At 63.5% G+C, this 26,780-nt stretch carries 23 protein-coding genes and 1 pseudogene; 11 read left to right on the top strand and 13 right to left on the bottom strand.

What is annotated here, in order from left to right; all coding sequences use genetic code 11:
* Positions 1–130: 130 nt before the first annotated feature.
* Together topA and AC1IN8_RS05160 are read left to right on the top strand one after the other, a co-directional pair.
* Positions 131–2,752 carry a type I DNA topoisomerase gene (gene topA, locus AC1IN8_RS05165; protein WP_479758268.1) on the top strand — a complete coding sequence of 874 codons (2,622 nt, stop codon included), beginning with the start codon at positions 131–133 and terminating at the stop codon, positions 2,750–2,752.
* A 116-nt stretch (positions 2,753–2,868) separates the two neighbouring features.
* Positions 2,869–3,039, top strand: coding sequence for a hypothetical protein (locus tag AC1IN8_RS05160; RefSeq protein ID WP_162852227.1), 171 nt, complete (start codon positions 2,869–2,871; stop codon positions 3,037–3,039).
* Between the two features lie 20 nt (positions 3,040–3,059).
* On the opposite strand, the gene AC1IN8_RS05155 is transcribed toward AC1IN8_RS05160, so the two are convergent.
* The 12 genes and pseudogenes from AC1IN8_RS05155 to AC1IN8_RS05100 form a co-directional block, all read right to left on the bottom strand.
* A complete protein-coding gene (locus tag AC1IN8_RS05155) occupies positions 3,060–3,416 on the bottom strand; it encodes an MGMT family protein (protein ID WP_427230232.1) in 357 nt (118 codons plus the stop codon).
* A gap of 77 nt (positions 3,417–3,493) precedes the next feature.
* Complete coding sequence (locus tag AC1IN8_RS05150) at positions 3,494–5,047, bottom strand: methyl-accepting chemotaxis protein (protein ID WP_139435563.1); 1,554 nt, start codon at positions 5,045–5,047, stop codon at positions 3,494–3,496.
* 200 nt (positions 5,048–5,247) lie between these two features.
* Entirely contained in the window at positions 5,248–7,113 is a 1,866-nt protein-coding gene (locus tag AC1IN8_RS05145) for a beta-N-acetylhexosaminidase (RefSeq protein ID WP_479758265.1), read from the bottom strand.
* 195 nt (positions 7,114–7,308) lie between these two features.
* On the bottom strand, positions 7,309–8,181 hold the full coding sequence (locus AC1IN8_RS05140; protein WP_479758263.1) for a glucosamine kinase nucleotide-binding domain-containing protein: 873 nt from the start codon (positions 8,179–8,181) through the stop codon (positions 7,309–7,311).
* Positions 8,174–8,302, bottom strand: coding sequence for a hypothetical protein (locus tag AC1IN8_RS05135; protein WP_275066072.1), 129 nt, complete (start codon positions 8,300–8,302; stop codon positions 8,174–8,176). The genes AC1IN8_RS05140 and AC1IN8_RS05135 overlap by 8 nt, the downstream gene beginning before the upstream one ends.
* A complete protein-coding gene (locus AC1IN8_RS05130) occupies positions 8,295–10,010 on the bottom strand; it encodes a glycoside hydrolase family 9 protein (RefSeq protein WP_479758261.1) in 1,716 nt (571 codons plus the stop codon). Before AC1IN8_RS05130 ends, AC1IN8_RS05135 begins: the two co-directional genes overlap by 8 nt.
* A gap of 100 nt (positions 10,011–10,110) precedes the next feature.
* The gene (locus AC1IN8_RS05125; RefSeq protein ID WP_139435555.1) at positions 10,111–11,103 is read right to left on the bottom strand and encodes an ABC transporter ATP-binding protein; all 993 of its coding nucleotides are present in this window, start codon (positions 11,101–11,103) and stop codon (positions 10,111–10,113) included.
* Positions 11,104–11,114: 11 nt separating this feature from the next.
* A complete protein-coding gene (locus AC1IN8_RS05120) occupies positions 11,115–12,137 on the bottom strand; it encodes an ABC transporter ATP-binding protein (RefSeq protein ID WP_319912795.1) in 1,023 nt (340 codons plus the stop codon).
* On the bottom strand, positions 12,134–13,048 hold the full coding sequence (locus AC1IN8_RS05115) for an ABC transporter permease (RefSeq protein ID WP_111910280.1): 915 nt from the start codon (positions 13,046–13,048) through the stop codon (positions 12,134–12,136). Before AC1IN8_RS05115 ends, AC1IN8_RS05120 begins: the two co-directional genes overlap by 4 nt.
* A 1-nt stretch (position 13,049) precedes the next feature.
* The gene (locus tag AC1IN8_RS05110; RefSeq protein ID WP_005331240.1) at positions 13,050–14,033 is read right to left on the bottom strand and encodes an ABC transporter permease; all 984 of its coding nucleotides are present in this window, start codon (positions 14,031–14,033) and stop codon (positions 13,050–13,052) included.
* 117 nt (positions 14,034–14,150) lie between these two features.
* Positions 14,151–15,836: an ABC transporter substrate-binding protein gene (locus AC1IN8_RS05105; protein ID WP_139435547.1), complete on the bottom strand. Its 1,686-nt coding sequence runs from the start codon at positions 15,834–15,836 to the stop codon at positions 14,151–14,153.
* Between the two features lie 559 nt (positions 15,837–16,395).
* Positions 16,396–16,764: pseudogene (locus AC1IN8_RS05100) on the bottom strand (TRAM domain-containing protein); the annotation flags it as partial.
* Between the two features lie 272 nt (positions 16,765–17,036).
* On the opposite strand from AC1IN8_RS05100, the gene AC1IN8_RS05095 reads away from it, so the two are divergent.
* Positions 17,037–17,531 carry a GNAT family N-acetyltransferase gene (locus AC1IN8_RS05095; RefSeq protein ID WP_479758258.1) on the top strand — a complete coding sequence of 165 codons (495 nt, stop codon included), beginning with the start codon at positions 17,037–17,039 and terminating at the stop codon, positions 17,529–17,531.
* Positions 17,532–17,665: 134 nt separating this feature from the next.
* Here AC1IN8_RS05095 and rimO read toward each other — a convergent pair whose 3' ends face one another.
* Entirely contained in the window at positions 17,666–18,994 is a 1,329-nt protein-coding gene (rimO, locus tag AC1IN8_RS05090) for a 30S ribosomal protein S12 methylthiotransferase RimO (protein WP_247625806.1), read from the bottom strand.
* Between the two features lie 293 nt (positions 18,995–19,287).
* Here rimO and befA point away from each other — a divergent pair, with 293 nt between their 5' ends.
* From befA to fliJ, 8 genes are all read left to right on the top strand, one after another.
* Positions 19,288–20,064, top strand: a complete 777-nt coding sequence (gene befA, locus AC1IN8_RS05085; RefSeq protein ID WP_139435540.1) for a beta cell expansion factor BefA — start codon at positions 19,288–19,290, stop codon at positions 20,062–20,064.
* Positions 20,065–20,213: 149 nt separating this feature from the next.
* Positions 20,214–20,564 carry a hypothetical protein gene (locus AC1IN8_RS05080; protein WP_479758256.1) on the top strand — a complete coding sequence of 117 codons (351 nt, stop codon included), beginning with the start codon at positions 20,214–20,216 and terminating at the stop codon, positions 20,562–20,564.
* Between the two features lie 125 nt (positions 20,565–20,689).
* Positions 20,690–21,007 carry a flagellar hook-basal body complex protein FliE gene (gene fliE / locus AC1IN8_RS05075; RefSeq protein ID WP_106887480.1) on the top strand — a complete coding sequence of 106 codons (318 nt, stop codon included), beginning with the start codon at positions 20,690–20,692 and terminating at the stop codon, positions 21,005–21,007.
* Positions 21,008–21,062: 55 nt separating this feature from the next.
* Positions 21,063–22,769, top strand: coding sequence for a flagellar basal-body MS-ring/collar protein FliF (gene fliF, locus AC1IN8_RS05070; RefSeq protein ID WP_162519164.1), 1,707 nt, complete (start codon positions 21,063–21,065; stop codon positions 22,767–22,769).
* Entirely contained in the window at positions 22,762–23,823 is a 1,062-nt protein-coding gene (fliG, locus tag AC1IN8_RS05065; RefSeq protein WP_139435536.1) for a flagellar motor switch protein FliG, read from the top strand. The genes fliF and fliG overlap by 8 nt, the downstream gene beginning before the upstream one ends.
* Positions 23,824–23,891: 68 nt before the next feature.
* Positions 23,892–24,695: a flagellar assembly protein FliH gene (fliH, locus tag AC1IN8_RS05060; protein WP_139435533.1), complete on the top strand. Its 804-nt coding sequence runs from the start codon at positions 23,892–23,894 to the stop codon at positions 24,693–24,695.
* Positions 24,696–24,941: 246 nt separating this feature from the next.
* Entirely contained in the window at positions 24,942–26,273 is a 1,332-nt protein-coding gene (fliI, locus tag AC1IN8_RS05055) for a flagellar protein export ATPase FliI (protein ID WP_139435531.1), read from the top strand.
* Positions 26,274–26,289: 16 nt separating this feature from the next.
* Positions 26,290–26,730: a flagellar export protein FliJ gene (gene fliJ / locus AC1IN8_RS05050; protein ID WP_139435529.1), complete on the top strand. Its 441-nt coding sequence runs from the start codon at positions 26,290–26,292 to the stop codon at positions 26,728–26,730.
* Positions 26,731–26,780: the final 50 nt, after the last annotated feature.

Here is a 26,780-nt window from a genome sequence, read left to right as displayed (position 1 = left end):
AAGAAGCAAGGTGGTTCGGGCTGCATGGCAAATTTGTTCACAAGATTGCTTTTTCCCGTCAAATCTCTTATACAGCCCCACAAAACCGCACGCCAACCCCGTCGGGTGCAATGAGGATAATAGTTACAGCATGGGCAAATCACTGGTCATAGTGGAGTCTCCGGCCAAGGCCAAGACCATCAACAAATATTTGGGCAAGGACTACGTGGTGAAATCCAGCGTCGGTCACGTGCGCGATCTGCCGACCAGCGGCAGCGCCAGCACAGAGCCCAAAAAACCTGTCATTCGCGGCATCAAGCTCAGCGAATCCGAGAAGGCGGCCAAGGATCGCAACGCCCTGTTCTCCAGGATGGGGATCAACCCGACCGCCGGCTGGCAGGCCAACTACCAGATTTTGCCCGGCAAGGAAAAAGTGGTCAGCGAGTTGCAAAGTCTGGCCGCCAAGGCCGACACCATCTATCTCGCAACCGACTTGGATAGAGAAGGGGAAGCGATCGCCTGGCACCTGCGGGAGATCATCGGCGGCGACGACAGCCGCTACAAGCGGGTGGTGTTCAACGAGATCACCAAGACCGCGATCCAGGAGGCGTTCGCCCAGCCGTCCGAGCTGAACATCCACCGCGTCAACGCCCAGCAGGCCCGTCGTTTCCTCGACCGGGTGGTGGGCTACATGGTCTCCCCGCTGCTCTGGAAGAAGCTGGCCCGCGGTCTCTCCGCCGGCCGGGTGCAATCCGTCGCGGTGCGCCTCATCGTCGATAAAGAGCGCGAGATCAAGGCCTTCGTGCCGGTGGAATTCTGGGATCTCAACGCCGACCTGCTGACCGGTGACAAGGCCGATCTGCGGATGGAAGTGGTCAGCCGCAACGGCGCCGACTTCAAGCCGGTGACCCAGGCCGAGACCTTCGCCGCCGTGGCCGCCCTCGAAGGGGTCGACTACAAGGTGGTGAACCGGGAAGACAAGCCGACCGGCTCCAAGCCGTCCGCTCCCTTCATCACCTCCACCCTGCAGCAGGCGGCCTCCACCCGGCTGAGCTTCGGGGTCAAGAAGACCATGATGATGGCCCAGCGTCTCTATGAAGCGGGTTACATCACCTATATGCGTACCGACTCCACCAACCTCAGCAAAGAGGCGGTCGAGGCGGTGCGGGAATATATCGGCGAGCAGTATGGCGCCGCCTATCTGCCGAGCGAGCCGAACCTCTACGGTGCCAAGGCCAATGCCCAGGAGGCCCACGAGGCGATCCGTCCCTCCAGCGTGCAGGTGACTGCCGAGATGCTGGAAGGGATGGAGCCGGACGCCATGCGGCTCTATGACCTCATCTGGCGCCAGTTTGTGGCATGCCAGATGACCCCGGCCCAGTACGACTCCTCCACCCTGACCGTCAAGGCGGGCGAGTTCGAGCTCAAGGCCCGTGGCCGCACCCTGCGCTTCGCCGGTTGGACCAAGGCCCTGCCGCCCATGGGCCGCAAGGGGGAAGACAGCCAGCTGCCGGCGGTGACCGTCGGCGAGATCCTCAAACTGGTCAAGCTGGATCCCCGTCAACACTTCACCAAGCCGCCCGCCCGCTTCACCGAGGCGGCCCTGGTGCGCGAGCTGGAAAAACGCGGCATCGGCCGCCCGTCCACCTACGCCTCCATCATCTCCACCATCGTCGATCGCGGCTATGTGCGGGTCGAGAGCCGTCGCTTCTTCGCCGAGAAGATGGGGGAGATCGTCACCGATCGTCTGGTGGAGAACTTCGTCGAGCTGATGAACTACGAGTTCACCGCCAAGATGGAAGACAAGCTCGATGGCATCGCCGAAGGCAGCCTGGAGTGGAAGAAGGTGCTGGACGCCTTCTACGCCGAGTTTACCCAGGAGCTGGAGCAGGCCGACAAGCCGGCGGAAGAGGGGGGCATGCGCGCCAACCAGATGGTGCTGACCGACATCGACTGCCCGGACTGCGGCCGCAAGATGGGCATTCGCACCGCCACCACAGGGGTCTTCCTCGGTTGCTCCGGCTATGCCCTGCCGCCCAAAGAGCGCTGCAAGAAGACCATCAACCTGGTCAGTGCGGACGAGTTCGTCTCCGCCACCGACGGTGACGAGGCCGAGACCGAGGCGCTGCGCGCCAAGCACCGCTGCGGCGTCTGCGGCACCGCCATGGATGCCTACATCATCGATGACAGCCGCAAGCTGCACGTCTGTGGTCGCAACCCGGACTGCGACGGTTACGAAATCGAGCAGGGCCAGTTCAAGCTCAAGGGCTATGAAGGGCCGAGCATCGAGTGCGATCGCTGCGGCTCCGAGATGCAGCTCAAGAACGGCCGCTTCGGCAAGTACATGGGTTGCACCAACGAGACCTGCAAGAACACCCGCAAGATCCTGAAAAACGGTGACATAGCGCCGCCGAAGGAAGATCCGGTGCCGCTGCCCGAGCTCAAGTGCACCCAGTCCGACGCCCACTTCGTACTGCGTGATGGCGCCGCCGGTCTGTTCCTCGCCGCCAGCAACTTCCCGAAATCCCGTGAGACTCGTGCGCCTCTGGTGGAGGAGCTCAAGCGCTTCCGCGACCGCCTCTCGCCCAAGCATCAGTACCTGGCCGACGCCCCGGCGTCAGATCCTGACGGTAACGCATCCGTGGTGCGCTTCAGCCGCAAGAGCAAGGAGCAGTACGTGATGACCGAGGTCAACGGCAAGGCGACGGGCTGGACCGCCCATTACGACAACGGGAAGTGGCAGGAAAGTCTGGCCAAGGCGAAGAAGTCCTGATCGCGTCACCGCTCACATCATGATGAAAGAGGCCCCTTGCGAGGGGCCTTTTTATTGGGAGATGGCGGTATACTGAGAGGGCTGCATGGATGGCAGCACAAGACAGGGAGGTTGTCATGGAGATACATGAAATCCGGCCAGGCATGACCTGCCTGACGCGGGAAGGAACGGCCTATGTACTGGAAGTGGACAGGCAGAGTCTGCTGGTATTGCTGCAGCGGGAAGACGAGACCATACCGGTGCAGGTACGTTGCGACGACATCCTGGGCCCCCTTGCCAGCGACTAGCGACGGCGCCCTGACAGGCGCTAGAACGGGATCAGAAAGAGCAGCTCGGCGAGGTCGGGCTGCCACTGCCACTCCCGCATCCTGACCCGCCCCTTGATAACCGGCACCCCCTCTTCCTGCAATCTTCCTACCTGTTCATCAAAACCCGCCGAGCCCTTGGGCAAGGAGATGGTACCGCCTGCGCCCAGCACGCGATGCCAGGGCAGCGTCTTGTCCGTCTCCCGCAACACTTTTCCCACCAGCCGCGCCCGCCCGGGCAGGCCCGCGAGATCGGCGACCTGGCCGTAGCTCACCACGCGGCCGGCCGGGATCAGGGCCAGGATAGCCTCGATGCGCGCCACCTTGTTCAAGGGGGAAGGGGGAGGGGTCATCATCATGGTGCGTTACTCGGCGTGAAACAAAAGCGCCATCATTGTGGCGCTTCCGTGGTCTGGGGGGCAACAGGGGATCCGGCTCAGCCAAAGGTCTGGCTCAGCCCCCTGAGCTCGCTGGCGCGCTTGAGCAGCTCCTGGCTGGAGTTGTCCACCGCCTGGATCTTCTGGCTGTTGGCGCGGGAGTACTGGGAGATCTGGTGGATGTTGCGGCTGATCTCTTCCACCACCGCCTGCTGCTGTTCGGCCGCGGCGGCTATCTGGGTGGAGAACTCGGTCACCTGATCGATCTCTCCCAGCACCAGATGCAGGTTGCCAGAGCCCTGGCGCGTCATCAGGGCGCACTCGCGGGTCTGGGCCAGGTTGTCCTGCATCATCCCCTGCCAGCGACCCAGGGTCTGCTGGATCTGGCGAATGCTGCCCTGGATCTGCTCGGTCGCCTTGTGGGTGCGGGTGGAGAGGGTGCGCACCTCGTCCGCCACCACCGCAAAGCCGCGTCCCTGCTCACCGGCCCGGGCCGCCTCGATGGCGGCGTTGAGCGCCAGCAGGTTGGTCTGCTCGGCGATGCCCTGGATCTCGCCCATGACGCTGCCGATCCGCTCGGATTCGTTCGCCAGCTCGACGGCGGAGTGGAAGGCATGCTCCGCCTGCCTGGCCAGCAGCTCCATCTGCTGCTCGGTCTGATCCAGCTGCTGCACCGTGTGCTGGCAACTGCTGCGTGCCTCTGTCACCTGGCTGTTGGTGTCCTGGATGTTGCGCGCTATCTCGTGGGCCGTGCTGGCCATCTGGGTCATGGCGGCGGCCATCTGCTGGGTCTGGGCATCCTGCTCGTTGATGTCGAGGAAGGCTTGATGGGAAGAGTCCTGCAGGTCGGTCGCCAGGGTCTGCAGGGGATGGGTGGCGTCGTTGACCCGACCCAGCACGGTACGAATGCGGGCCTGCAGCATCTTGAGATGGAAATCGGCGATGGCGCCGGGGGCATCCCCCGAGTAGACCAGCCGGGTCAGGCTGTCATATTGCTGGCCGAGCCGCTTGAGGTAGCGTGGCAGCGAGATGAGTTCGCGCCAGTAAGTGCCGGCCACGGCCAGCAGGGGCAGCAGCATCAGCAGCACCGTCAGGGCCCCCTGGGAGAAGGCCGCCCAGCCAAAGAGCACCAGCATCAGCAGGCCGAGCAGCAGGGGTCTGGCACTGTGCAGGGAGGGCAGCTTGCTGGCGCCGCCCTGTTCGGCCTTGAGCAGGGCCTGATAGGCCTGGGCGGCGACCCGCTTGAGCTGGGGCTCCGGCTTGCAGCGCACCGACTGGTAGCCGCTTATCTTGCCGTTCTCGTAGATGGGGGTCACATAGGCGTCGACCCAGTAATAGCGGCCATCCTTGCAGCGGTTCTTGACCATGCCACGCCAGGGGTTGCCCTCCTTGAGGCGATCCCAGAGGTCGGCGAAGGCGGCCTTGGGCATGTCGGGGTGACGCACCAGGTTGTGGTTGTGTCCGACCAGTTCATCGACATGGTAGCCAGCGATGCGGCAGAAGGCGGGGTTGGCGTAGGTGATGACGCCGCGCAGATCCGTGGTGGAGACGAGTTGCACGTCGGCGGGGAACTCAACTTCACTGTCCTGGATCTGGACGTGTTTGCGGGCCATAGGGATAAGCTCCGATGCGTTGCTGGTTGTTATTGTGGTTGAGCCGGATGCTGGCCCGGGCGCAGTGCGTCTTGCCCGGCCTCATCGGGGGCCTTATTTTGCCAACAAAGGCGGAGTAAAAGTAGGGGCCAGGTTGGATTTCTGTTGTTTGGTGGTAAAAAAATGGCGACCAAAAGGTCGCCAAAAAGAGAAAGACAACACTACCTCTGTGGCACCCGGTAACGCACCTGTAACTGATCGAGGATCTGCAGCTGGCCGGGCAGACGGGCGGCGAAGTGATCCCAGGCCTTGCGGGCGGGGTCGCTCCAGGCCACCTCAGCCGTGGCGAGCATGCGCGGGAACAACATGTAGTCGAGACGATCGCGAGAAGTGATCAATTCCGACCACAAGGGGCTCAGGACCCCCAGGATGTTATCGTTGGCATGGAAATCGGCCGGCGCAGGATCACATCGGTAGACCTGCTCCAGATTGAGGGTGCCCGCCCAGTAGAGCCCGGGTTCATGGATGTCCGGGCTCCAGGCGAGATCCAGATAGAGAGACTGGGCCGGGGCCATCACCACGGGGTAGCCCGCGGAGGCGGCATCCAGCCCTGCCTGGAAGCTGGTCCAGGCGAAGATGGTGGCGTCCCGGCTCACCTTGTCCCCGTGCAGTATCTCCTCCCACCCCAGCATCTGCTTGCCCCTGGCCGCCAGGTATTGCTGGCAGTGGCGCAGCAGGTGGCCCTGCAGCTCCCGGCAATCGGAGTAGCCCTGTTCGGCCATCAACTGTTGACAGGCGGGGCTGTCGGTCCAGACCCCGGTCGGCACCTCGTCCCCCCCCATGTGCACCTGAGTGCCGGGGAAGAGCGCGCACACCTCGTCGATCACCGCCTCCAGGAAGCGATAGGTGCCGGGCAGGGCAGGGTTGAGCACGTTGTCGTCAAAATATTGCACCGAGAGGTAGCGGGAGTGGTCCGCCTCTTCCCGCAGCAGCTCGGGCAGCGCCTTGATGGCCGCGTGGCAGTGACCCGGGATGTCTATCTCCGGGATGATGGTGATGCCGAGTCCGGTGGCATAGGCCACCAGTTCGCGCACCTCGCTCTGGGTGTAGTAACCGCCATAGGGCTCGGGGCCGCCGCTGAGCTGGGGACCGACCGCCAGGCCATGTCCCCGCCAGGCCGCCACCTCGGTCAGCTGGGGGAAGGCCTTGATCTCGAGGCGCCACCCCTCGTCATCGGTCAGGTGCCAGTGGAAACGGTTGAACTTGTAGAGGCTCATCTGCTTGAGCAGGCGCTTGAGGGTGGCGATGGAGTGGAAGTGGCGGGCGCAGTCGAGGAAGATGCCGCGAAAACCGAAGCGCGGTGCATCCTCCACCTCGAGGCAGGGCAGGCTCTCCCCGTGTTGCAGGGCCCACTGGGCCAGGGTCACCAGACCGTGGCGCCAGCCCGCCTCGCCGGCGGCCCGGATGCGGATCTCCTCGGGGGTGATGACGAGCTGGTATGCCTCCGGCGGGAGCTGGGCCTCGACCAGGTGGATCTCGGCGTCGTGATCCTGAGTCAGGGCAAGCCCCGTCAGCTCGTTGAAATGGGCCAGCAGGGGAGCGAGGGAGACAGGGCCGCTGACATGGGCCCGCTCGGCCAGGCGGAAGTTGCCCTCCGGCAGCCGCAGCTGAGCCGGCTGGGGCACTATGCCGTTGGCGGGCTCCACCTCGGGCAGATCGGGGGCCGCCGCCGGGCTCGGCGGCAGGCCGAGATCCTGGCCCACCTGCACCACGGGTTGCAGCTGGGCCTGAGCGCCTTGGTCCGTCAGGCTGAGAAAGAAGCCCTGGGGCAGATCGGAGTAGCGTTTGATGGGGGTGTTGCGGCAGCAAAAACGCAGCTCGCTGACCCCCTCATGGGGCACCAGTACCTTGTAGCTGCCGCTCTGGCGCACCAGGGAGCCCCCCTCCACCGACTGGGGATCTATGTGGCGGGTCAGGCAGAAGTGCAGCTTCCAGGGGCTGGCCGGGAGCTGGCTCAGGGTGAAGCGGAACCAGACGTCTTCACCGTCGCGACGGTCGATCTGGGTATGGATCAGGGGTGCAGACATGGGTATTCCTCTGATGGGGTGAACAAGATGGGAGCCTCTCCCGCAGATCGCCCGGCGTGGACAGGGCTCAGGGATGCCAGGATGGGTAGGCGTCCGGCTGGGCATATAGGGCTCAAGGATGCAGGCATGGGTAGGCCTCCGATTGGGCAAACGGGGTTGTGCCCTTTCCAGCGCATCGTTCACACCCGACAGGGCTCAAGGATGCAGGCATGGGTAGGCCTCCGATTGGGCAAACAGGATGGCACCTTCCAGCGCATCGGCTTGCGGGTGAACCAGGTTGAGGTGCCCCAGGCGAGGGGCCAGGCGCATGCCGACGCCGCCCAGCAGGGCGATGCGGTCGGCTCCCAGCAGCCTCATGCCCTCCAGCAGGGTCTGCAACTGGGCGCAGGTTTCATCCAGCAGCTGGTTGGCGAGCTCGTCTCCGTCGCTGGCGGCGTCGAACACCCAGGGGGCGAAGCGGCCATAGTCGGCGGGAATGGCGCGGGCGGCCCAGCGCACTACCTCGGCCTGATCCCGCTTGAAGTGATCGAGCAGGCGCACGGCGAGCAGGCTGGGAGGCAGGATGCCGTCGTGGCAGAGCAGGGATTGCTGGATGGCGCGCAGCCCGAGCCAGGCGCCGCTGCCGAGATCCGAGATGGGGAAGCCGCGCCCTGAGCAGCTATGCAGCTGACCATGGCGGTAGATGAGCCCGGCGGACCCTGTGCCGGCGATGAGGATGGCCCCCTCGCGGCCACCAAAGGCGCCGAGGCAGGCGCCGAAGGCGTCGGAGGTGAGCCTGACGCTCGCGAAGGGGAAGGGCATCTTAAGCAGGGCGTGGTAGCAGTCGGCCAGCTCGGCGGAGGCGAGCGCCAGCCCGACCCCCATCCGCTGTTCGCACTCGATGCCAAGCCCGGCGGCAAGGCGGGCGCTGGCGATGGCCGCCTGCACGTTGGCGTGGGCGAGGGGGATGCCGAGCTCCAGATTGGAGCCCGCGGCGCGCCCCTCTCCCAGCACTCTGCCCCCCTTGTCCCGAATGCGGGCGCGGGTGTGAGTCCCCCCGCCATCGACCCCGACCCAATACTCAATCATGACGGGCCTCCGGCGCACTCTGCCAGCTGATGGCCAGGGCAAACCAGGCGACTGCATGGAGGATCCGCTGCTCTCCCCAGTGCCAGTTATGATCGAGCCTGCCCTTGTACGTCTCAATCATGACTAGCCCCCTGTGTGCTCTGCCAGCTGATGGCCAGGGCAAACCAGGCGCCGTGGGGGATCCACTGCTCCCCCCAGCGCCAGTTCTGATCCAGCCTATCCTTGTACGCCTCCGGGATGAAGGCCACCTCAGCCTCGTCATCGAACCCGGCGGTGATGCCGTTGCAGATCCCCCCGGGTGCATTGGGATAACCGGCGGTGTAGCTCGGGTTGTTGATGCCGTGCCCCGCCAGCATGCAGGCGTTGAAGGGGTTCTGTCCGAGGATCCAGTCGAGCTGGCGCTGGCCGAACGTCATCAGGAGTGCGCTCTGCTGGGGGAAGTGGCGGGCCGCGGCGAAGGCCATGGCGGCGAGGGAGGCCAGCCGGGCGTTCTCCCCCTGCCACCAGTAACCGGACTCGTTGTGGTGGGGCATAAAGAAGCTGATGCGAGGGGCTTCGTCGACCCCCTTAACATATTGGCGGGCCAGGGCGAAGGGGTTGCCCGCCCGGGCGGCGAGGGCCAGCTCGGCGGCCAGCGCCTGCTGCACCACGGCACTCACCCGGGCGCGGCGCTCCTGATCCGGCTCGACCCCCAGGTATTCCAGCAGGGCCAGCACCGGCAGACCCGCCTCGGCGGCGTGGTAGTAGGGACGCGAGCCGTCGTCGTTGGCACTCCAGTAGTGGCCTAGCTCGGGGTGGGGGCGCTGGCGGGCGCAGAGCCTGCTGGCCCTGTCCCTTGCCTCCCCGAGCCAGTCGCGGCCAAGGGTTTGGGTCAGCTCCACCGCCGCCAGCAGGGCGCAGTAGTCGTCTATGATGTTCTCGCAACCGTCGTCCAGGTAGGCGAGGTTGTGTTCGCGCAGGTGCAGGTAGCCGCGCCGGGCCGCCCCGGCATAGTGGCTGGTATCAAAATCGCCGCCGGTCTGCTCGCGGGCGGCCCGGGCCAGGGCGGCGATGGCCATGCCGCCCCCCTGGCGAAAGCCCGCCTGCCAGTTGGCGGACTTGAGCCCCTGCTGGGTGGCGTAGGCGCACAGCTCGCGCTGCTCGGGATCCTTGCTCCACTTGTCGAACAGTGTCATGTAGAAGAAGCCGCTCTCATCTTGCATCCGGCAGAGAAAATCCGCCCCGTGCAGCCCCTCGTCACTGAGCCGCTTGCAGAGGTTCAGCCCGTCGATGTCCCGGCGCGTCGCCAGGAGCGCCCGGCTCTTGAGCAGGCTCCACACCACCAGTGGGGTCTGCTGGGGATTGAGGTAGTTGGCGTAGGAGAGGTGGCTCAGGTACTTGCTCATGTCGCCGCTGGCATCGAACCAGCCCCCGTGCACATCCTTGTGCCGGTTGGTGCCAAACAGGCGGGCGTTGCGGTCGGCCCTATCGAAGGTGCCGCTGGCGCGCTGCCCCTTGAAGTAGTGAATGACATCGGAGAGGCAGCGGCCGGTCAGCAGATCCTGACCGATGGCGAAGCGGGTGGAGCGGACTATGCCTTGTGCTGTTATCGCCTCCAGCCGGTAGTGGCCGGACTCCTTGAAGGCGGAGAAGTCGGCGCGCCAGTAAGCGCGCCCCTGCCAGCCGGGCACCTGGCCTGCGGCCTGGAGAGGAAGCTCCAGCAGGAGGCGGTCATCATGGAGGCGGCGCAGTCGCACCAGGCCGCTTATCTCCACGTCGGCGGCGGTCTGCAGCAGGGCAATCTTGTGTCCGTCACACTCGTAACCCACCTGATTGATCAAGAGTTCCATCCAGCTTTACTCCCTGGTCTGGGCAATGAAGGGGCCTCGCGAGGAGGCCCGGGTGAAGGTGTCGCGGGCCGGTAAGGCCGCCCCCGGCGTGGGGGCTGGCTTATTCGTGCAGGTAGCAGCGCACGAAGTGGTTGTCGGCAAGCCGGGTCACGGGAGGCAGGCTCTCCTTGCAGCGCGCCATGGCCTGATGGCAGCGACCGGCGAAGGGGCAGCCCCGGGATTCCGGGGTCCAGAGCGGTATCTCCCCCTTGCGGCCCCCCTCCAGCTCGGCGTGGATGCTCTTCTCGGGGTCGGGCACCGCCGAGATGAGCAGCTGGGTATAGGGGTGCTGGGGATGGTGCAGTATCTCGTCCACCTCCCCCCACTCCACCATGTGCCCCACGTACATCACCGCCAGATCTTCTGCCACGTAGCGGGCGGTGGCGATGTCGTGGGTGATGTAGAGCATGGAGACGCCGAGCTCGTTCTTCATCTGCTCCATCAGGTTGAGGATGCCGATGCGAATGGAGACGTCGAGCATGGAGGTGGGCTCGTCCGCCAGCACCACTTCCGCCTCCACCGCCAGGTTGCGGGCGATGTTGACCCGCTGGCGCTGGCCGCCGGAGAGCTGGTGGGGATACTTGGCCGCCGTCGCCTTGGCCGGGGTCAGCCCCACTTTCTCCAGCAGGGCATAGACCATGTCAGGCAGCTCCCGCTTGTCACTCACCTTGCTGTGCAGCAGCAGGGGGCGGGCGATGTGGTGGTAGATGGTGTGGGTCGGATTCAATGAACCGAACGGATCCTGCCACACCATCTGCACGCTCTGGCGATAGTCCAGCAGGGCGGTGCCCTTGTTGAACTCCTCCAGATCCCGGCCCCGGTAGAGGATGCGGCCGTTGGAGAGCTTGTACATCTTGGCGATGATCTTGGCGATGGTGCTCTTGCCGGAGCCCGACTCCCCCACCACCGCCAGGGCGCGGCCCCGGTGCAGGTTGAAGGTGATGTCGGAGAGGGCCCGCATCTTGCCGCTCTTGATGGCATTGGAGTTGACGGCGAAGTCCTTGTAGAGATGCTGGACCTCGATGATGGGCGCGTCGGTTTGGGCGATTTGCATGACAGACATCCTTAACAGCCAGCGGCCTTGTCCAGATAGATGGGGTGGTTCAGGGATTCCTCGGCCGAGTCATAGAGGTGGCAGGCGGCCTGCTGCCCGGGCCGGATCTCGGCCAGCTGGGTATATTCCTGGCGGCAGCGCGCGTGCACCTTGCCGCAGCGGGCCTGGAAGCGGCAGCCGACCGGCACCTCCAGCAGGTTGAGCGGGGTGCCGGGGATCCCCTCCAGCACGGTTTTCGGGCCGTGCAGGGGCGGGAAGGAGTTGCCGAGTCCCTTGGTGTAGGGGTGCAATGGGGCGGTCAGTATTGACTTGGACGGCGCCACCTCCACCAGTTCCCCCGCATACATGATGCCGATGCGATCGCAGAACTCGACCATGAGGGAGAGATCGTGGGTGATGAAGAGAATGGAGAAGTTGAACTTCGCCTTGAGGGCGTAGACCTTCTGCAGTATCTCCCGCTGCACCACCACATCCAGCGCCGTGGTGGGCTCATCCATGATGAGCAGCTCGGGGTTGAGCGCCATGGCGATGGCGATCACCAGCCGCTGGCGCATGCCGCCTGAGAACTGGTGCGGGTAGTCCTTGAGCCGGCTCGGGTGGATGTCGACTATCTCCAGCAGCTCCTGGGCGCGCTTGATGGCCTCGTAGCGGGTCATGCCGGGGTTGTGGGCCAGCAGTACGTCACAGAACTGCTCCTCCATGCGCAGCACGGGGTTGAGCGCATTCATGGCGGACTGGAACACCACGCTCGCCTGGCGCCAGCGGTAGCTGCGCAGCCGCTCGTCGTCAAAGCCGAGGATGTTCTCCCCCTTGAACAGGATCTCGCCGCCGCTGATGTAGGCGGGCGGCTTGTGCAGCCGGGCCACCGAGAAAGCGACCGTGGACTTGCCGCAGCCGGACTCGCCGGCGAGGCCGAAGACTTCGCCGGGGGCGATGTCAAAGCTGACGGAATTGACGGCGCGCACGTCGCCGCTCTCTGTGATGTAGTCGACGCAGAGGTTGCGCACCGACAGCAGGGGTTGTTGCAAGCTCATGCTGTCTTCTCCTGGGCGGCAATGGGGGTGACGGGGGCGGCGAGCTGTTTCCAGCGGCGCAGGCCCTTGTGAGAGCGCAGTTGCGGGTTGGCTATCTCGTCGATGGCGAAGTTGAGCATGGCCAGGCCCGCCCCCAGGGTGGCGATGGCGAAGCAGGGGGCCAGTATCTCCCACCAGGCGCCTACCAGGATGGCGCTGGAGGTCTGGGCGTTGTAGAGCATGATGCCCCAGCTGACCACGGTGGGATCACCGAGCCCCAGGAACTCCAGGGTCGCCTCGGTGACGATGGCGTAGATGATGGAGCCGATGAAGCTCACGCCGATGATGGAGATGAGGTTGGGCAGTATCTCCACCAGGATGATGCGCCAGGCCGGCTCCCCCAGCACCTCGGCGGCGATGACGAACTCTTTCTCCCGCAGCGCCAGGGTCTGGGCACGGATCACCCGGGCGCCATAGGCCCAGGAGGTAAAGCCTATGATGAGCGCAATCACCGTCGGTGACGCCTCCCCGATAAAGCTCGCGAGCACCAGTAATAAAGGGAGGTTGGGGATCACCAGCACCACGTTCATCAGGAAGGTGAGGCACTCGTCCACCACGCCGCCGAAGTAACCGGCAGTGATGCCGATGCCGATGGCGAGGGCGCAGACCAGCAGGCCTGCCCCGAAGCCCACCATCAGGGAGATGCGGGCACCACTGGTGAACTGGGCCCAGAGATCGTGGCCCATGCGGTTGGATCCCATCACCAGCTCCACGCTGGGGGGCTGGTGGGGGCGGGCGACCCGCTTGGTGGGCTCGTTGCTGGCGAGCAGCGGGGCAAACAGGGCCATCAGCACGAAGGTGACCACGATGGCGAGGCCGAAGGCCGCCTTCTTGTTGCCCAGCAGGATCTTGAGGATGGTCGGCATACGCATCTTATTTGCCTCCTGTACGCAGACGGGGATCCAGGAAGACATAGAGCACGTCCGCCAGGAAGTTGAAGCTGAGCATGGTGATGGTCATGATGAGCAGTTGCCCCTGAATGAGCGGGTAGTCGCGGGCCAGGATGCCCTGATAGAGGGTCAATCCGAGACCCGGATAGTTGAAGATCACCTCGGTAATGAGGGAGCCGCCGATGACGAAGCCGAGCGCCATGGAGAGGGCGGTGACGCTGGGCAGCACGGCGTTGCGGGCGCCGTAGTTGAAGATGACCCTGTTGCTGGAGAGCCCCTTGGCCTTGGCCATGGTGATGTAGTCCTCGCCGAGCAGGTTGATCATGTTGTTGCGCATGGTGATGAGGAAGCCCCCCACCTGCACCATGGCCAGGGTGCCCACTGGCATGATGGCGTGCAGCATGATGCTCTTGATGTGTTCCCAGCCGAAATCGGCGGTGATCTCCGGGCTGTAGGCGTAGCCGATGGGCAGCCAGCCGAGGCTGACCCCGAACAGGAACAGGGCGAGCAGGGAGACCACCACGGGGGGAATGGCCTGCATCACCAGGGTGAGCGGGGAGAGGATGCTGTCCATGCGTCCCCCCCGGTACCAGGCGGCGAAGATGCCGACGATGGAGCCGATGGAGAAGCTCAGAATGGTGGAGGTGCCCACCAGGAACAGGGTCCAGCCGATGGCGCGACCGAGCACGTCGGCGACCGGTTGGGGGTAGTAGCGCACCGAGGTGCCGAGATCCCAGGTGAAGACACTCTTCACATAGGCGAGAAACTGGGTGGTGATGGGACCGTCAACGAACCCGAAGGTGGCCTTGAGGGCCTCGAGGGCGGCAGGTTCCATCATGGCGCCGGCCCGGGCGAACATGACGGAGACGGGATCTCCGGGCATGGCTCTGGGCAGCAGGAAGTTGATGGTGGCGGCCACCAGGAAGGCGACCAGATAGAAGGAGAAGCGTCTAAGTATAAATCCCATGGTGATACCTTTTACTGCAAGCCTGCCCCGCGCCGGGCAAAGCTCCCCCAACCCCGGCAAAGACGGGGGATGGAAGACATGGCGGGGAAAGAGGCCCCCCGCAGGGGGCCGAGGTGATTAGCTGTTTGGCTTGAGTGACAACACGTGCAGCAGACGCTCCGGGGTGTCCGGGTGTACCTGCGGCTTGGCGACCGGGTTGTCGGCACTGAACCAGCCATTGAAGCGCTTGGTGCTGTATTCGTACCAGGTCGGGTTGTTGAACACCGGGATGATGGTCTGGTTGGCCCCGACGCGCTCCTGGATGGCAAACATGATCTCCTTCTGCTTGGCCGCATCGGCGGTCTGGGTGAAGTCATCGATCAGCTTGTCGAGCTCGGGATCCTTGTAACGGGGCGCCGCGAAGCGGTTGCCGCGCTCACCCATGTTGCGGGAGTGGAAGGCGGTCTCGAAGTACTTGTGCGGGTTGGCACCGGCAAAGTAACCCTGCAGGGCGACGTCGAAGTCACCGGTGATCAGGTTCTCGGTCCAGACGGTGGCTTCCGGGGTGGAGGTCTTGGCGTTCAGGCCCAGGGCCTGCAGGCCTTCGACCCCGATCTGGACTGTGTTGACCCAGTCGGTCCAGCCGTTCGGTACCAGCACCTTGAACTCGATCTTCTTGCAGCTCGGGGTGTCGAGGAACTTGTCGCCGTCACAGTCCTTGTAGCCCGCTTCCTTCAGCAGTGCCTTGGCACCTTCCAGATCGAACTTGTTGTATTTGCCGTATTTCTTCTCGACTTCCGGGTTGTCCCAGGAGGCGAATGCCTTGCCCAGACCCGACGGGTATTCGTTGACGGTCGGGTAGCCGTAGCCTGCGATGTCCACCATGGACTGGCGGTCCATCGCCATGGAGAAGGCGCGGCGGAAGTTGATGTCGTTGAAGGCTTCGTTATTGCCCGGGTTCTTGCTCTGGAAGTTGACGTTGAACGCCACCGTGCCGGAGGCCGGGAACCAGTACTTGTTGTTCTTGGGATCGTTGCCGACGTAGAGGCGCTCGATGTCCGGTACGAAGGAGCCGAACCAGTCCACGTCACCCTTCATGACGGCAGCCAGTACCTGGTCGTTGGTGGCCATCTGCGGCATGCGCAGGCAGTCGATGGCGAGGTTGGCGTTGTCCCAGTAGTGCGGGTTGCGGCACTGGGTATAGAGCTGGGCGGAGAAGTTGTCCACTTCGGTGAAGGGACCTGTGCCGACCGGCTTGTCGTTGGTGAAGGCAACCGGGTCTTTTACCGACTTCCACTGATGCTCGGGGACGATTGGCACCAGCACCAGGTCGTTCACCACGTTGGTGTTGACCTCGGCCAGGTCGAATTTGACCTTGTGCTCACCCAGCTTCTCGACACCCTTGATCTGAGTCCAGATGGAGCGCTCGTCCAGTGCCTTGTTGGCCTTGACCAGGTTGAAGGAGAAGAGGATGTCGTCGGCGGTGAAGGCTTCACCATCGGACCACTTGACCCCTTCGCGCAGGTCAAAGGTGACCGACTTCAGGTCATCGCTGAAGGCATAGTTGGTGGCCAGACGATAGACGGGTTTGCCACCCTGCATATCGTTGAAGATCACCAGCGGCTCATAGATGAAGTGACGGGTGGTGTGCAGCAGACCGGCCTGCAGGAAGGGGTTGAAGTTCTTGACCCATGCGGTCTCCTGTTGCGCGACCAGGGTCAGCACCGTCTTGTTCTCGGCGGCCATGGCAGTGCCGGCGGTACCGGCGAGCATCAGGGTTCCCAGCATGACTGAGGTAGCGATTTTGGATACTTTGGCAAGCATATTTTTTCCTTTCTTATTGGTCTTCCATGGTTTTGGAATGGAGCACCGGATCCCATGCTTGGATGCCGGCCCTCAATGTTGGTCAGGTTTTGCACCCTTGTAGTTGTGTCATCCAACGCCCTTAGAAAAGCAGAGTTAACAGGAAAACAACAACTCTTCATTTCGTCGATATCGTAAAAACTCGCACTCTCTCGTCATTATCGTCAAACTCTATTTTTAATCCTTTTAAATTATACAGTTGCATTAATTCTCACAAAGTACCAAGTCACCCTTTATGACAATTCAAAGACGATAGTGTGAAGTGGATCGTGCTCGTTTTTGCGCCCCTTCAGTGGCTTTTTTTTGAGCTTGAAACAAGCGAACCTGGGGGCGGGGCAGAACTGTGCGCTGGCTCACTAAGGGGGCATCTCCCGGTGAGTCGGGTGATGGCAGGCGGCCTCCCTCTTGCAGAAGGAGCCGGTGCCGGCTGCCGAGGGTGTTTAGCGCAGGTGGCTTGCTGGCAATTAAAAAGCCAGTCAGCATTCACTGACTGGCTTAGGGTGTCACATCCGTTGGCGGATTAGTTGACCAGGCTGGCCCACAGGTCGTACTCGTCCGCCTCGTCGATGCGGACCTTGACGAGATCGCCTGGCTTCAGATCGGTTTCACCGTTCAGGTAGACCAGGCCGTCGATCTCGGGGGCGTCGGCGAAGGAGCGGCCGGTGGCGCCCTCTTCGTCCACCTCGTCGATCAGCACTGTCATCTCCTTACCGACCTTGCGGGCCAGCTTGCAAACGGAGACCTGTTGCTGCAGCTCCATGAAGCGCTGGAAACGCTCTTCCTGGACCTCTTCCGGCACAGGATCCGGCTGCTCGTTGGCCTTGGCACCCTCGACCGGGCTGTATTTGAAGCAGCCAACCCTGTCCAGCTCCACCTTGTCGATGAAGTCGCAGGCCAAGACCATTTTTACCTTCACCCCGGCCAGTCTGCCACGTCAGCTGCAGACCGGTTGCTGGGTCATGGCGGGAAAGTGCGCCTTGGCTCCCGACCCCTTCCACTCCCTGGCTGGTTATGGTATCCATTCGATAACCTTGTCTAGAGCATGCCGGTCTCGGAGCCTAGCTGCTGGCGAGGCCGCCGCTCGCGGGTGCGACCCTGGGTTTCGCCTCGTCGTGTTCATCCTTCCCCAGCCGGTCAGGGGTCATACGCAAAAGAGGCTTTATGGAGTTGTTGTTACTGGCTAATGAGCCATCTGCCGCAGGCGTGGTTGCCTCATGGTATTTTGACGAATGGTGCCGCGACAGTGGTCGCTGCACTCAAGAGCAGGTGCTGGCCAAGGTCACGGCGGCCACCCAGGTCGACCGGGCTCCGCTGATGGTACTGGCCCGCCTGGCCGGTGAATGGGTGGGGGCTGCCGAGCTCAAGATCCGCGAAATGGCGATGTTTCCCGAGTACGAACATTGGTTGGGTGGGGTATATGTCGTTGAAAAAGCACGCGGGCAGGGGGTCGCCTCCTTGCTGGTAACAGAGATCCTCAGCCGTGCCCGCAGGGCGGGGATCAGCAAGCTGTACTTGCAAACCGAGAACCTGAGCGGTGGCGTTTATTGCCGCCATGGTTTCAAGGCCCTTGAGGAGGTCCATTACAAAGGCCTTCATGTTCTGGTGATGGTGGCGGATACCGGCCTCTCGCCCTCGTCAGAAGCGCTGACCGAGTGATGCCAGGTGCAGCAGCGTGCGCCCCGCTTCAGCGCGCATAACCTATCGGTGCTACCAATAAAAAAGCCAGTCAGGGTCACTGACTGGCTTTTTTATTGGCGCCTGCCGGGCAGGCGCCATCATGAACTGCGGACTTAGCCTATCAGGCTGGCCCACAGATCGTATTCGTCCGCTTCGTCGATGCGGACCTTGACCATGTCGCCGGGCTTGAGGCCGGTTTCACCGTTCAGGTAGACCAGGCCGTCGATCTCGGGGGCATCGGCGAAGGAGCGACCGGTGGCGCCCTCTTCGTCCACTTCGTCGATCAGCACTGTCATCTCCTTGCCGACCTTGCGGGCCAGCTTGCGAACGGAGACCTGTTGCTGCAGCTCCATGAAGCGCTGGAAACGCTCTTCCTGGACCTCTTCCGGCACAGGATCCGGCAGCTCGTTGGCCTTGGCGCCCTCGACCGGGCTGTATTTGAAGCAGCCAACGCGGTCCAGCTCAGCCTTGTCGATGAAGTCCAGCAGCATCTGGAACTCTTCTTCGGTCTCGCCGGGGAAGCCGACGATGAAGGTGGAGCGCAGGGTGATCTCGGGGCAGATCTCGCGCCACTTCTGGATGCGCTCCAGGGTGCGCTCGACGGTACCCGGGCGCTTCATCAGCTTGAGGATGCGCGGGCTGGCGTGTTGCAGCGGAATGTCCAGGTAGGGCAGTACCTTGCCGTCGCGCATCAGCGGGATGACGTCATCCACGTGGGGATAGGGGTAGACGTAGTGCAGGCGCACCCAGATGTCGAGCTTGGCCAGCTCCTCGCACAGGGCGACCATGCTGGTCTTGACCGGCATGCCGTCGTAGAAACCGGTGCGGTGCTTGACGTCCACGCCGTAGGCGGAGGTGTCCTGGGAGATCACCAGGATCTCCTTCACGCCGGCCTCTTTCAGGCGCTTGGCCTCGGCCAGTACCTCGCCGATGGGACGGCTCACCAGATCCCCGCGCATGGAGGGGATGATGCAGAAGGTGCAGCGGTGGTTGCAGCCCTCGGAGATCTTGAGATAGGCGTAGTGACGGGGTGTCAGCTTGACGCCGTGGGCCGGCACCAGGCTGGTAAAGGGGTTGTGGGTCGGCTTCTCCACGTACTTGTGAACGTGGCCCAGCACCTCTTCATAGGCGTGGGGGCCGGTGATCTCGAGCACCTTGGGGTGGATCTCGCGGATCTGGTTCTCTTTGGCGCCGAGGCAGCCGGTGACTATCACCTTGCCGTTTTCGGCCAGAGCCTCGCCGATGGCTTCCAGCGACTCCTGTACCGCGCTGTCGATGAAGCCGCAGGTGTTGACCACCACCAGCTCCGCATCGTCATAGCTGGGCACCACATCGTACCCTTCGGTACGCAGCTGGGTCAGGATGCGCTCGGAATCGACCAGATTTTTGGGGCAACCCAAGGAGACGAATCCTACTTTGGGGGCCTGTTTTGTGTTGGACATCGCTCAATCACTCTTAGGTGGCTCTTATTCAAGGGCGCGGATTTTACCGGAATGGCTAACCAAAAACTATACAACCGAGGTTGTCAGGCCGAACAATATTTACGGTCAGCTTTTGTCCCTTGCCGTCAGGGAGGCTGTGCCCGCTCATGAGGGCACAGTCGCCGTCCCCTCGCTGCCGGGGGAGCCTGGCCCAGGTTGACTCGCTGGAGGGGACAGGCACTCAGGACTTCTTTGAGTAGTCTTAAATCTGATAGGGTGACATGTCCGCTGATGGGATATTAAAGGAGCACACAATGAAGAGCCGATCCTGGTTGATTGCCGCCGTCCTGGCACTTGCATCTGGCCCCAGCCATGCCGACTGGGCGAAATTGAAGGAAGCGGCCTCCGAGCTTGGCACCGCGGTGAGCGACACCAGCAAGGAAGCCTGGCAGGGGATCACCGACTTCTCCAAGGCGACCTGGGAGTCTGTCTCCACCTGGGGAGCCGATGCCTACAACAAGGCGGGCGCCTGGACGGAAGAGAGCGCCGCCACCGGCAAGGAGTGGTTGACGGCCGCCGACAAGAAGCTCGACACCATGCTGGAGCCCAAGACCCCCGCCGAGGCCAGAACCGCCCTGGATACCATGGCCGATACCGCCCTGGTACGGCTGTTCAACGAGCAACCCTCCGCCAAGCTGCTGTTTGACAAGGCCTATGGCTATGCGGTGTTCGACTCGCGCAAGTTCTCCCTGATGGTGCACACCAACCAGGGATCCGGGGTTGCCATCAATCGCAAGACGGGCAAGCACACCTATATGAAGATGTTTGGCGCCGGGCTGGCCGCCGGCATGGGGGGCAAGTTCTACCAGCAGGTGGTGCTGTTTGAAGACAAGGCCAGGTTCGATGCCTTCGTCAACAAGGGCTGGGAGGCCACCTCCGAAGTGGGGGCCGTGGCCGGCAAGGAGAGTGCCGAGCTGACCGCCAAGTACAATGGCGGCATGGCCATCTACCAGATCGGGGAGAAGGGGCTGCTGCTCGATGCCAATATCTCGGGTTCCAAATACTGGCTTGATGAGGATCTGAACAAGTGACGAAGGTCCCTGGCAGCGATCCGGTATTTTTCTTTTATCATGTTGAAATACTGCCTGTTTAAATGACGTGACTTGCAGTAAAAAGGGGGCCTTCGGCCCTCTTTTTCATGGGCGCAAGCAAGACACAGTCGTTGAACAAGGAGAGTGGCATGACCCAAGCATCTGAATCTGCCGTGGACCGGCGCCGGGAGTGGGAGCGGCAGAGTATCTATCTGCGGCTGCAGGAGGGCAGTCCCATGGTCCTCTGGGTCAATGGCGATGAGGTCGCACCCCTGGCGGAAGGGGCGGCTGAGGGGGGCGTCTTCGGCTGGGGACGGGCGGACGAGGCGACCATGGCTCTGGCGCTGGCCATTGTCGCCAGGCTGGTGGAGGTGGGCCTGGTGGCCCCTGAGCAGGCCACCGAGAAGGCGCGCTTCCTGCACGACGAGGTGCTGGTCAAGCTGCCAGCGGACGAGCACCGAGATCTGCATCTCGGTTATCTGAAGCTGGTGCTGGGGTGACATGAGCCGGGGCCAGGGGGCCTGCTTGTGGCTGCCCCTTGGCGCCGGCGGCCAGTCCCTCTTCCCTTTTGGCACTCTAATTGCTTAAGGCTTGCCAGTGTCAATGATTTGTCTGGGAAGGGAAGATGGAAATTAGCGCAAGCAGCCTGATGCAAGAGATGCAGGCACTCAAGGTCGAAGCCGGTGCCACGCCGCTGACCCAGCCCGGTCGTCCGGTCAACTCGGATTTCGGTCAGATGCTGCAGCAAGCCCTGGACAACGTCAACGAGTTGCAGGGCAGCGCCAACGATCTGCGTACCCGGTTCGATATGGGCGACAAGTCGGTGGACCTGTCCGAGGTGATGATCGCCGGGCAGAAATCCTCCATCGCCTTCGAGGCGACGGTGCAGGTGCGCAACAAGATGGTCGATGCCTACAAGACCATCATGAACATGCCGGTATAACTCGGCCCCATGGCGACCGAGCATCACGAAGATGTCAGCAATAAGGACCTGAAGAGTGGCTAACGATCCAAACGGCGATCTGCTGATGAACAACGAGGGGGCTGCCGCCCTCGATGAGCACGAGCAGAAGAGCTCGGCCCTGGGCTTCTTGTCCAACACCGATGTGTTGCGGCAGATCACCCTGATCCTGGGGTTGACCATCTGTCTGGCCATCGCCGTCTTCATCCTCTTGTGGGGCAAGGAGCCGGAGATGCGTCCCCTCGGCACCTTCAACACCCAGGAGCTGGTCTCCACCCTGGATTACCTGGATCAGCAGAAGATCCCCTATCAGGTCGAAGGCAAGAGCGTGCTGGTCAGTGCCGAGAATTATGCGGACATCCGGTTGCGCCTGACCCGCGCCGGCCTCGCCAGCAGCAGCGAGGCCAGCAACGACGGCGAAGCCATACTGCTCAAGGACTCCAGCTTCGGGGTCAGCCAGCGCATGGAGAGCGAGCGTCTGAAACTGAGCCGCGAGCGCCAGCTGGCGAGCGCCATCGAGCAGTTCCAGAACGTCGCCAAGGCCCAGGTGCTGCTGGCCATCCCGAAAGACAACGTGTTCGCCCGCAACGAGCGCAAGCCGAGCGCCACCGTCGTGCTGAGCCTGAAAGGGGCTGCCCTGGGCCAGGGGGAGGTGGACTCCATCGTCGACATGGTCGCCTCCGCCGTGCACGGCCTTGAGCCGACCCGCGTCACCGTGACCGATCAGAACGGCCGCCTGCTCAACTCCGGCTCGCAAGACCCGCTCTCTGCCCAGACTCGCAAGGAGTTTGCGATGCAGCAGAAGCAGGAGCTGGAATACAAACAAAAAATTGACGCCATCCTGATCCCGGTGCTGGGAGCCGACAACTATACCGCCGAGGTGGATCTTTCCCTCGACTTCTCCCAGCAGGAGCAGACCCGCAAGACCTACAATCCTGACCTGCCTGCGGTGCGCTCCGAGATGACGGTGGAAGAGAACAGCGCCAATGGCAGCAATGGCGGCGTGCCTGGTGCGCTCACCAATCAGCCCCCCGCCGCCTCCAGCATTCCCGAACAGGCCGCCGGCGCTGAAGGGGGAACCGGCTCTTCCGGCCGCTCCCGCAAGGAGGCGACCCGCAACTTCGAACTGGACACTACCGTCAGCCACATCCGGCGCCAGCAGGGCGGCATCCGCCGCATGACGGTGTCGGTGGCGGTGGATTACAAGGCCACTCCCGGTGCTGAGGGGGCCGTCACTCGCGAGCCCCGCAGCCAGGCCGAGCTCGATACCTTGCGCCGTCTACTGAGCGGCGGCCTCGGCTTTGACGTGACCCGGGGAGATACCCTGGAGGTGGTTGCCATTCCGTTCAACCGCCCCGAGCTGGAAGCCGTGGCCGACATGCCTATCTACGAGCAGCCCTGGTTCTGGCGCGCGGTGCGCATCGCCGCCTCGGTGCTGGTCATCATAGTGCTCATCGTCACCGTGGTGCGGCCCATGCTCAAACGCCTGCTCTACCCGGATGCCAAGCCGGAAGGGGAGCTGGACTTCGACAACCACACCGTGCTGGGTGGCGACGACGAGCTGAGCCTGCTGGCGGCCCAGGCCGAGGCCGAGCCGGTGTTCGGCCTGCGGGATGGCCAGCTCAAGCTGCCTGACTTGCACCGTGACGAGGACCTGCTCAAGGCCGTACGCGCCTTGGTAGCGAATGAACCAGACCTGGCCGCTCAGGTCATCAAAGAATGGGTAACGAACCGAGATGCCTGAAGAGAAGAAAAACCAAGTCACCGGTAACGACATCACCGAAAGCCAGCGCCAGATCCTGGATCAGATGGGCGGGATGGAGATGGCGGCGGTGCTGATGCTGAGCCTCAACGAGGAGGATGCCGCCCAGATCTTCCGCCACCTCGAGCCCAAGCAGGTGCAGCGGCTCGGTATGTCCATGGCCTCCATGTCGGATTTCAGTCACGACCGGGTGGCGGCGGTGCATCGTCAATTTATCGACGACATCCAGAAATACACCAACATCGGCATCGGCAGCGAAGACTTCGTGCGCAAGGCCCTGGTGGCGGCGCTCGGGGAGGACAAGGCCAGCAACCTGGTGGATCAGATCATCCTGGGATCCGGCGCCCGCGGCCTCGACTCCCTCAAGTGGATGGATGCCCGCCAGGTGGCCAGCATCATCCAGAACGAGCACCCGCAGATCCAGACCATAGTGCTCTCCTATCTGGAGCCGGAGCAATCCGCCGAGATATTGAGCCAGTTCCCGGAGCAGGTGCGCCTCGACTTGGTGATGCGTATCGCCAACCTCGAAGAGGTGCAACCGGCGGCGCTGCAAGAGCTCAACGACATCATGGAGAAGCAGTTCGCCGGTGCGGCCGGTGCCCAGGCGGCCAAGATGGGTGGCCTCAAGGCGGCCGCCAACATCATGAACTACCTGGACACCAACATCGAAGGCCAGCTGATGGACTCCATCCGCGAGTCGGACGAGGAGATGAGCCAGCAGATCCAGGACTTGATGTTCGTGTTCGAGAACCTCATCGACGTGGACGATCGGGGCATCCAGACCCTGCTGCGGGAAGTGCCCGGGGATCTGCTGCAACGGGCCCTCAAGGGCTCGGACGATCAGATGCGCGAGAAGGTGTTCAAGAACATGTCCAAGCGGGCCGCCGAGATGCTGGCGGACGACCTGGAGGCCATGGGGCCGATCCGGGTCTCCGAGGTGGAAGCCGCCCAGAAGGAGATCCTCTCCACGGCACGCCGTCTGGCGGACGCGGGCGAGATCATGCTGGGGGCCGGCGGTGGCGAAGAGTTCCTCTAAGCCATGGGCAATGGAATGTGCGATGATGTCGCCCCCTTCGTCCGGCACGCCAGGAGTGTCTTTCGCACATGAATAACAAGAACAGCAAGCTGCGGGGTTATGTCAGACCCGAGACGGACGAGACCCGGGTGGAGGCCTGGGGCTGGCCCGAGATGGAGGTCGAATCCGAGATCCAGAGCAATGCCCTGGGGCTCGGCCCTGACTGGTATCGCCAAGAGCAGGCGGACGAGATGCCGCCAGAAGAGCAGCCGGAGGAGCCCACCCCCAGCATCACCGCCGAAGAGGTGGAGGCAATCCGCCAGGCCGCCTGGGAAGAGGGGATGGCCGAGGGGCGGGAGGCCGGCTTTGCCAAGGGGCTCGAAGAGGGCAAGCTGGAAGGCTTGCAGCAGGGCCATCAGGCGGGTCTGGAGCAGGGTCGCGAAGAGGGGCTGGCCCTGGGCCGCGACCAGGTGGAGCAGGAGATTGCCCACTGGCAGGGGCTCGCCGCCCGCCTCGCCAATCCGCTCCAGGAGCTGGATGGCGCCGTGGAACAGCAGCTCATCACGCTGGTCCAGCAACTCGCCCGCGCCCTCATTCGCCACGAGGCCGAGACCTCCCCAAGACTGCTGCTCGAGGCCCTCAAGCAGGGCCTTGCCCTGCTGCCCGCCGCCGAGCAGGGGGTCACCCTGATGCTGCACCCGGACGATGTGGCCCGGGTCGAGCAGGCCTTCGGCGCCGAGGAGTGTGCCCGGCGTCACTGGCGGCTGCAAAGCGATCCCACCCTCTCCCCGGGGGATCTGCAGCTGGCCACCGAACTCTCCAGCATCGATCTGACCCTCTCGGGGCGCATCGAGCAACTGCTGCGCAACTTCCTTCGTGACAATGCCGGCTGACACCCTTTTCCGGTCAGGCAAGGGGAAGCCAGGCTGCTTCGCCCCCTCTCCCTTCGCGGCAATGCTGGCTGACACTCTTTTCCGGTCAGGCACAGGGGAGCCAGGCTGCTGCGCACCCTTTCCCTTCGTGACAATGCTGGCTGACACCCTTTTCCGGTCAGGCACAGGGGAGCCAGGCTGCTGCGCACTCTCTCCCTTCGCGGCAATGCCGGCTGACACTCTTTCCCCTTTCTCTCTGGAGGCGCGATGACCGCATCCCTGCTCAGTCGACTGCAAGGCTACCGGGTCCGCGATCTCGCTCCCATACCGCCGGTGGCGGGCAAACTCACCCGGGTGGTGGGGCTGACCCTGGAAGCCATCGGCTGCCGCGCCGCCATCGGTGCCCTCTGCCGCATCGACACCCAGGACGGCGTGCTGGAGGCCGAAGTGGTGGGCTTCTCCGGCGATCGGCTGTTTCTGATGCCGAGCGAGCAGCTCAAGGGGGTCATTCCCGGCGCCCGTGTGGTGCCCATCACCGAGGATCACGGCATCCCCGTGGGCATGAACCTGCTCGGCCGGGTCATAGACGGCATAGGCCAGCCCCTGGACGGGCTGGGCCCCATCATCTCCTCCCAGACGGTGCAGTTCGCCCAGCATCGCATCAACCCCCTGGCCCGTCGCCCCATCCATGAGCCCATGGACGTGGGGGTGCGCGCCATCAACGCCGTGCTCACCGTGGGACGGGGTCAGCGGATGGGGCTGTTTGCCGGCTCCGGGGTCGGCAAGTCGGTGCTGCTCGGCATGATGACCCGTGGCTCGGTGGCGGACGTGGTGGTGGTGGGCCTCATCGGCGAGCGGGGCCGGGAGGTGAAGGAGTTCATCGAGGAGATCCTCGGCGCCGAGGGGCGCGAGCGCGCCGTGGTGGTGGCGGCGCCGGCCGATGCCTCGCCGCTGATGCGGCTCAAGGGGTGCGAGACGGCGCTCGCCATCGCCGAGTATTTCCGCGAACAGGGGCTCAACGTGCTGCTGCTGATGGACTCCCTCACCCGCTACGCCCAGGCCCAGCGCGAGATCGCCCTGGCGGTGGGGGAGCCGCCGGCCACCAAGGGCTACCCCCCCTCGGTGTTTGCCAAATTGCCGGCGCTGGTGGAGCGGGCCGGCAACGGCAGCGACGGCCAGGGCTCCATCACGGCCTTTTTCACCGTGCTGACGGAGGGGGACGATCTGCAGGATCCCATCGCCGACGCGGCGCGGGCCATCCTGGATGGCCACATAGTGCTGGCACGGGAGCTGGCGGATGCGGGCCACTACCCGGCCATCGACATCGAAAAATCCATCAGCCGGGTCATGCCCATGGTGACCTCACCTGAGCATATGGAGCTGGCGCGCGCCTTCAAGCAGTTCTACTCCCTCTATCAGCAGAACCGGGATCTTATCACCATAGGCGCCTACAGCCAGGGATCGGATCCGCGCATCGACAGGGCCATCATCCAGAAACCCTATCTGGATCAGTTCTTGCAGCAGAAGATGCGCGAGGTCATTCACTACGACGAAGGCCTGCAATCCCTGCAGCTGGTGGCCATGCCGCTGATGCGTTAACCGGTGGAGAGCCCTTATGAGTAAAGGATTGACGTTGCTGGCGGGCCGGCTGCTGGAGGCCGAACAGCAGGCCGCCATGGCGCTGGCCAAGGCCCAGCAGGATCTCAAGCTGTTCATGGATCAGCAAAACGCCCTCAACCAGTACCGCCAGATCTATCACCAGCAGTGGACGGATCGCGGCCTGCAGGGGATCACGCCCCAGCAGAACAGCCAGTATCACGCCTTCATCAACAAGCTGGAAAATGCGGCGACCCAGCAGTACCAAGGGGTGCTGCAGGTGCGCGAGGCGCTGGCCCAGTGCCGTACCCAGTGGCTCGAAGCCCAGCAGCGGCGTAAGGCCGTCGAGCTGCTGCTCGAGAAGCAGGCTGGACGAGCGCAGCTGAAGGCCCAGCGTCAGGAGCAGAAGATGCTGGACGATTACGCCATACTGCGACGCTATCACCATTCTGGCCTGTAACTTGCTTTCTATTGCCAACACAGGCTAAGACGCCGCCTCCGCCCCTGGAT

The sequence above is a fragment of the Aeromonas sp. 130281 genome, from assembly GCF_056642115.1.
Note: the sequence above shows the minus strand (reverse complement) of the source record. Positions and strands in the feature narration are given on the sequence as shown.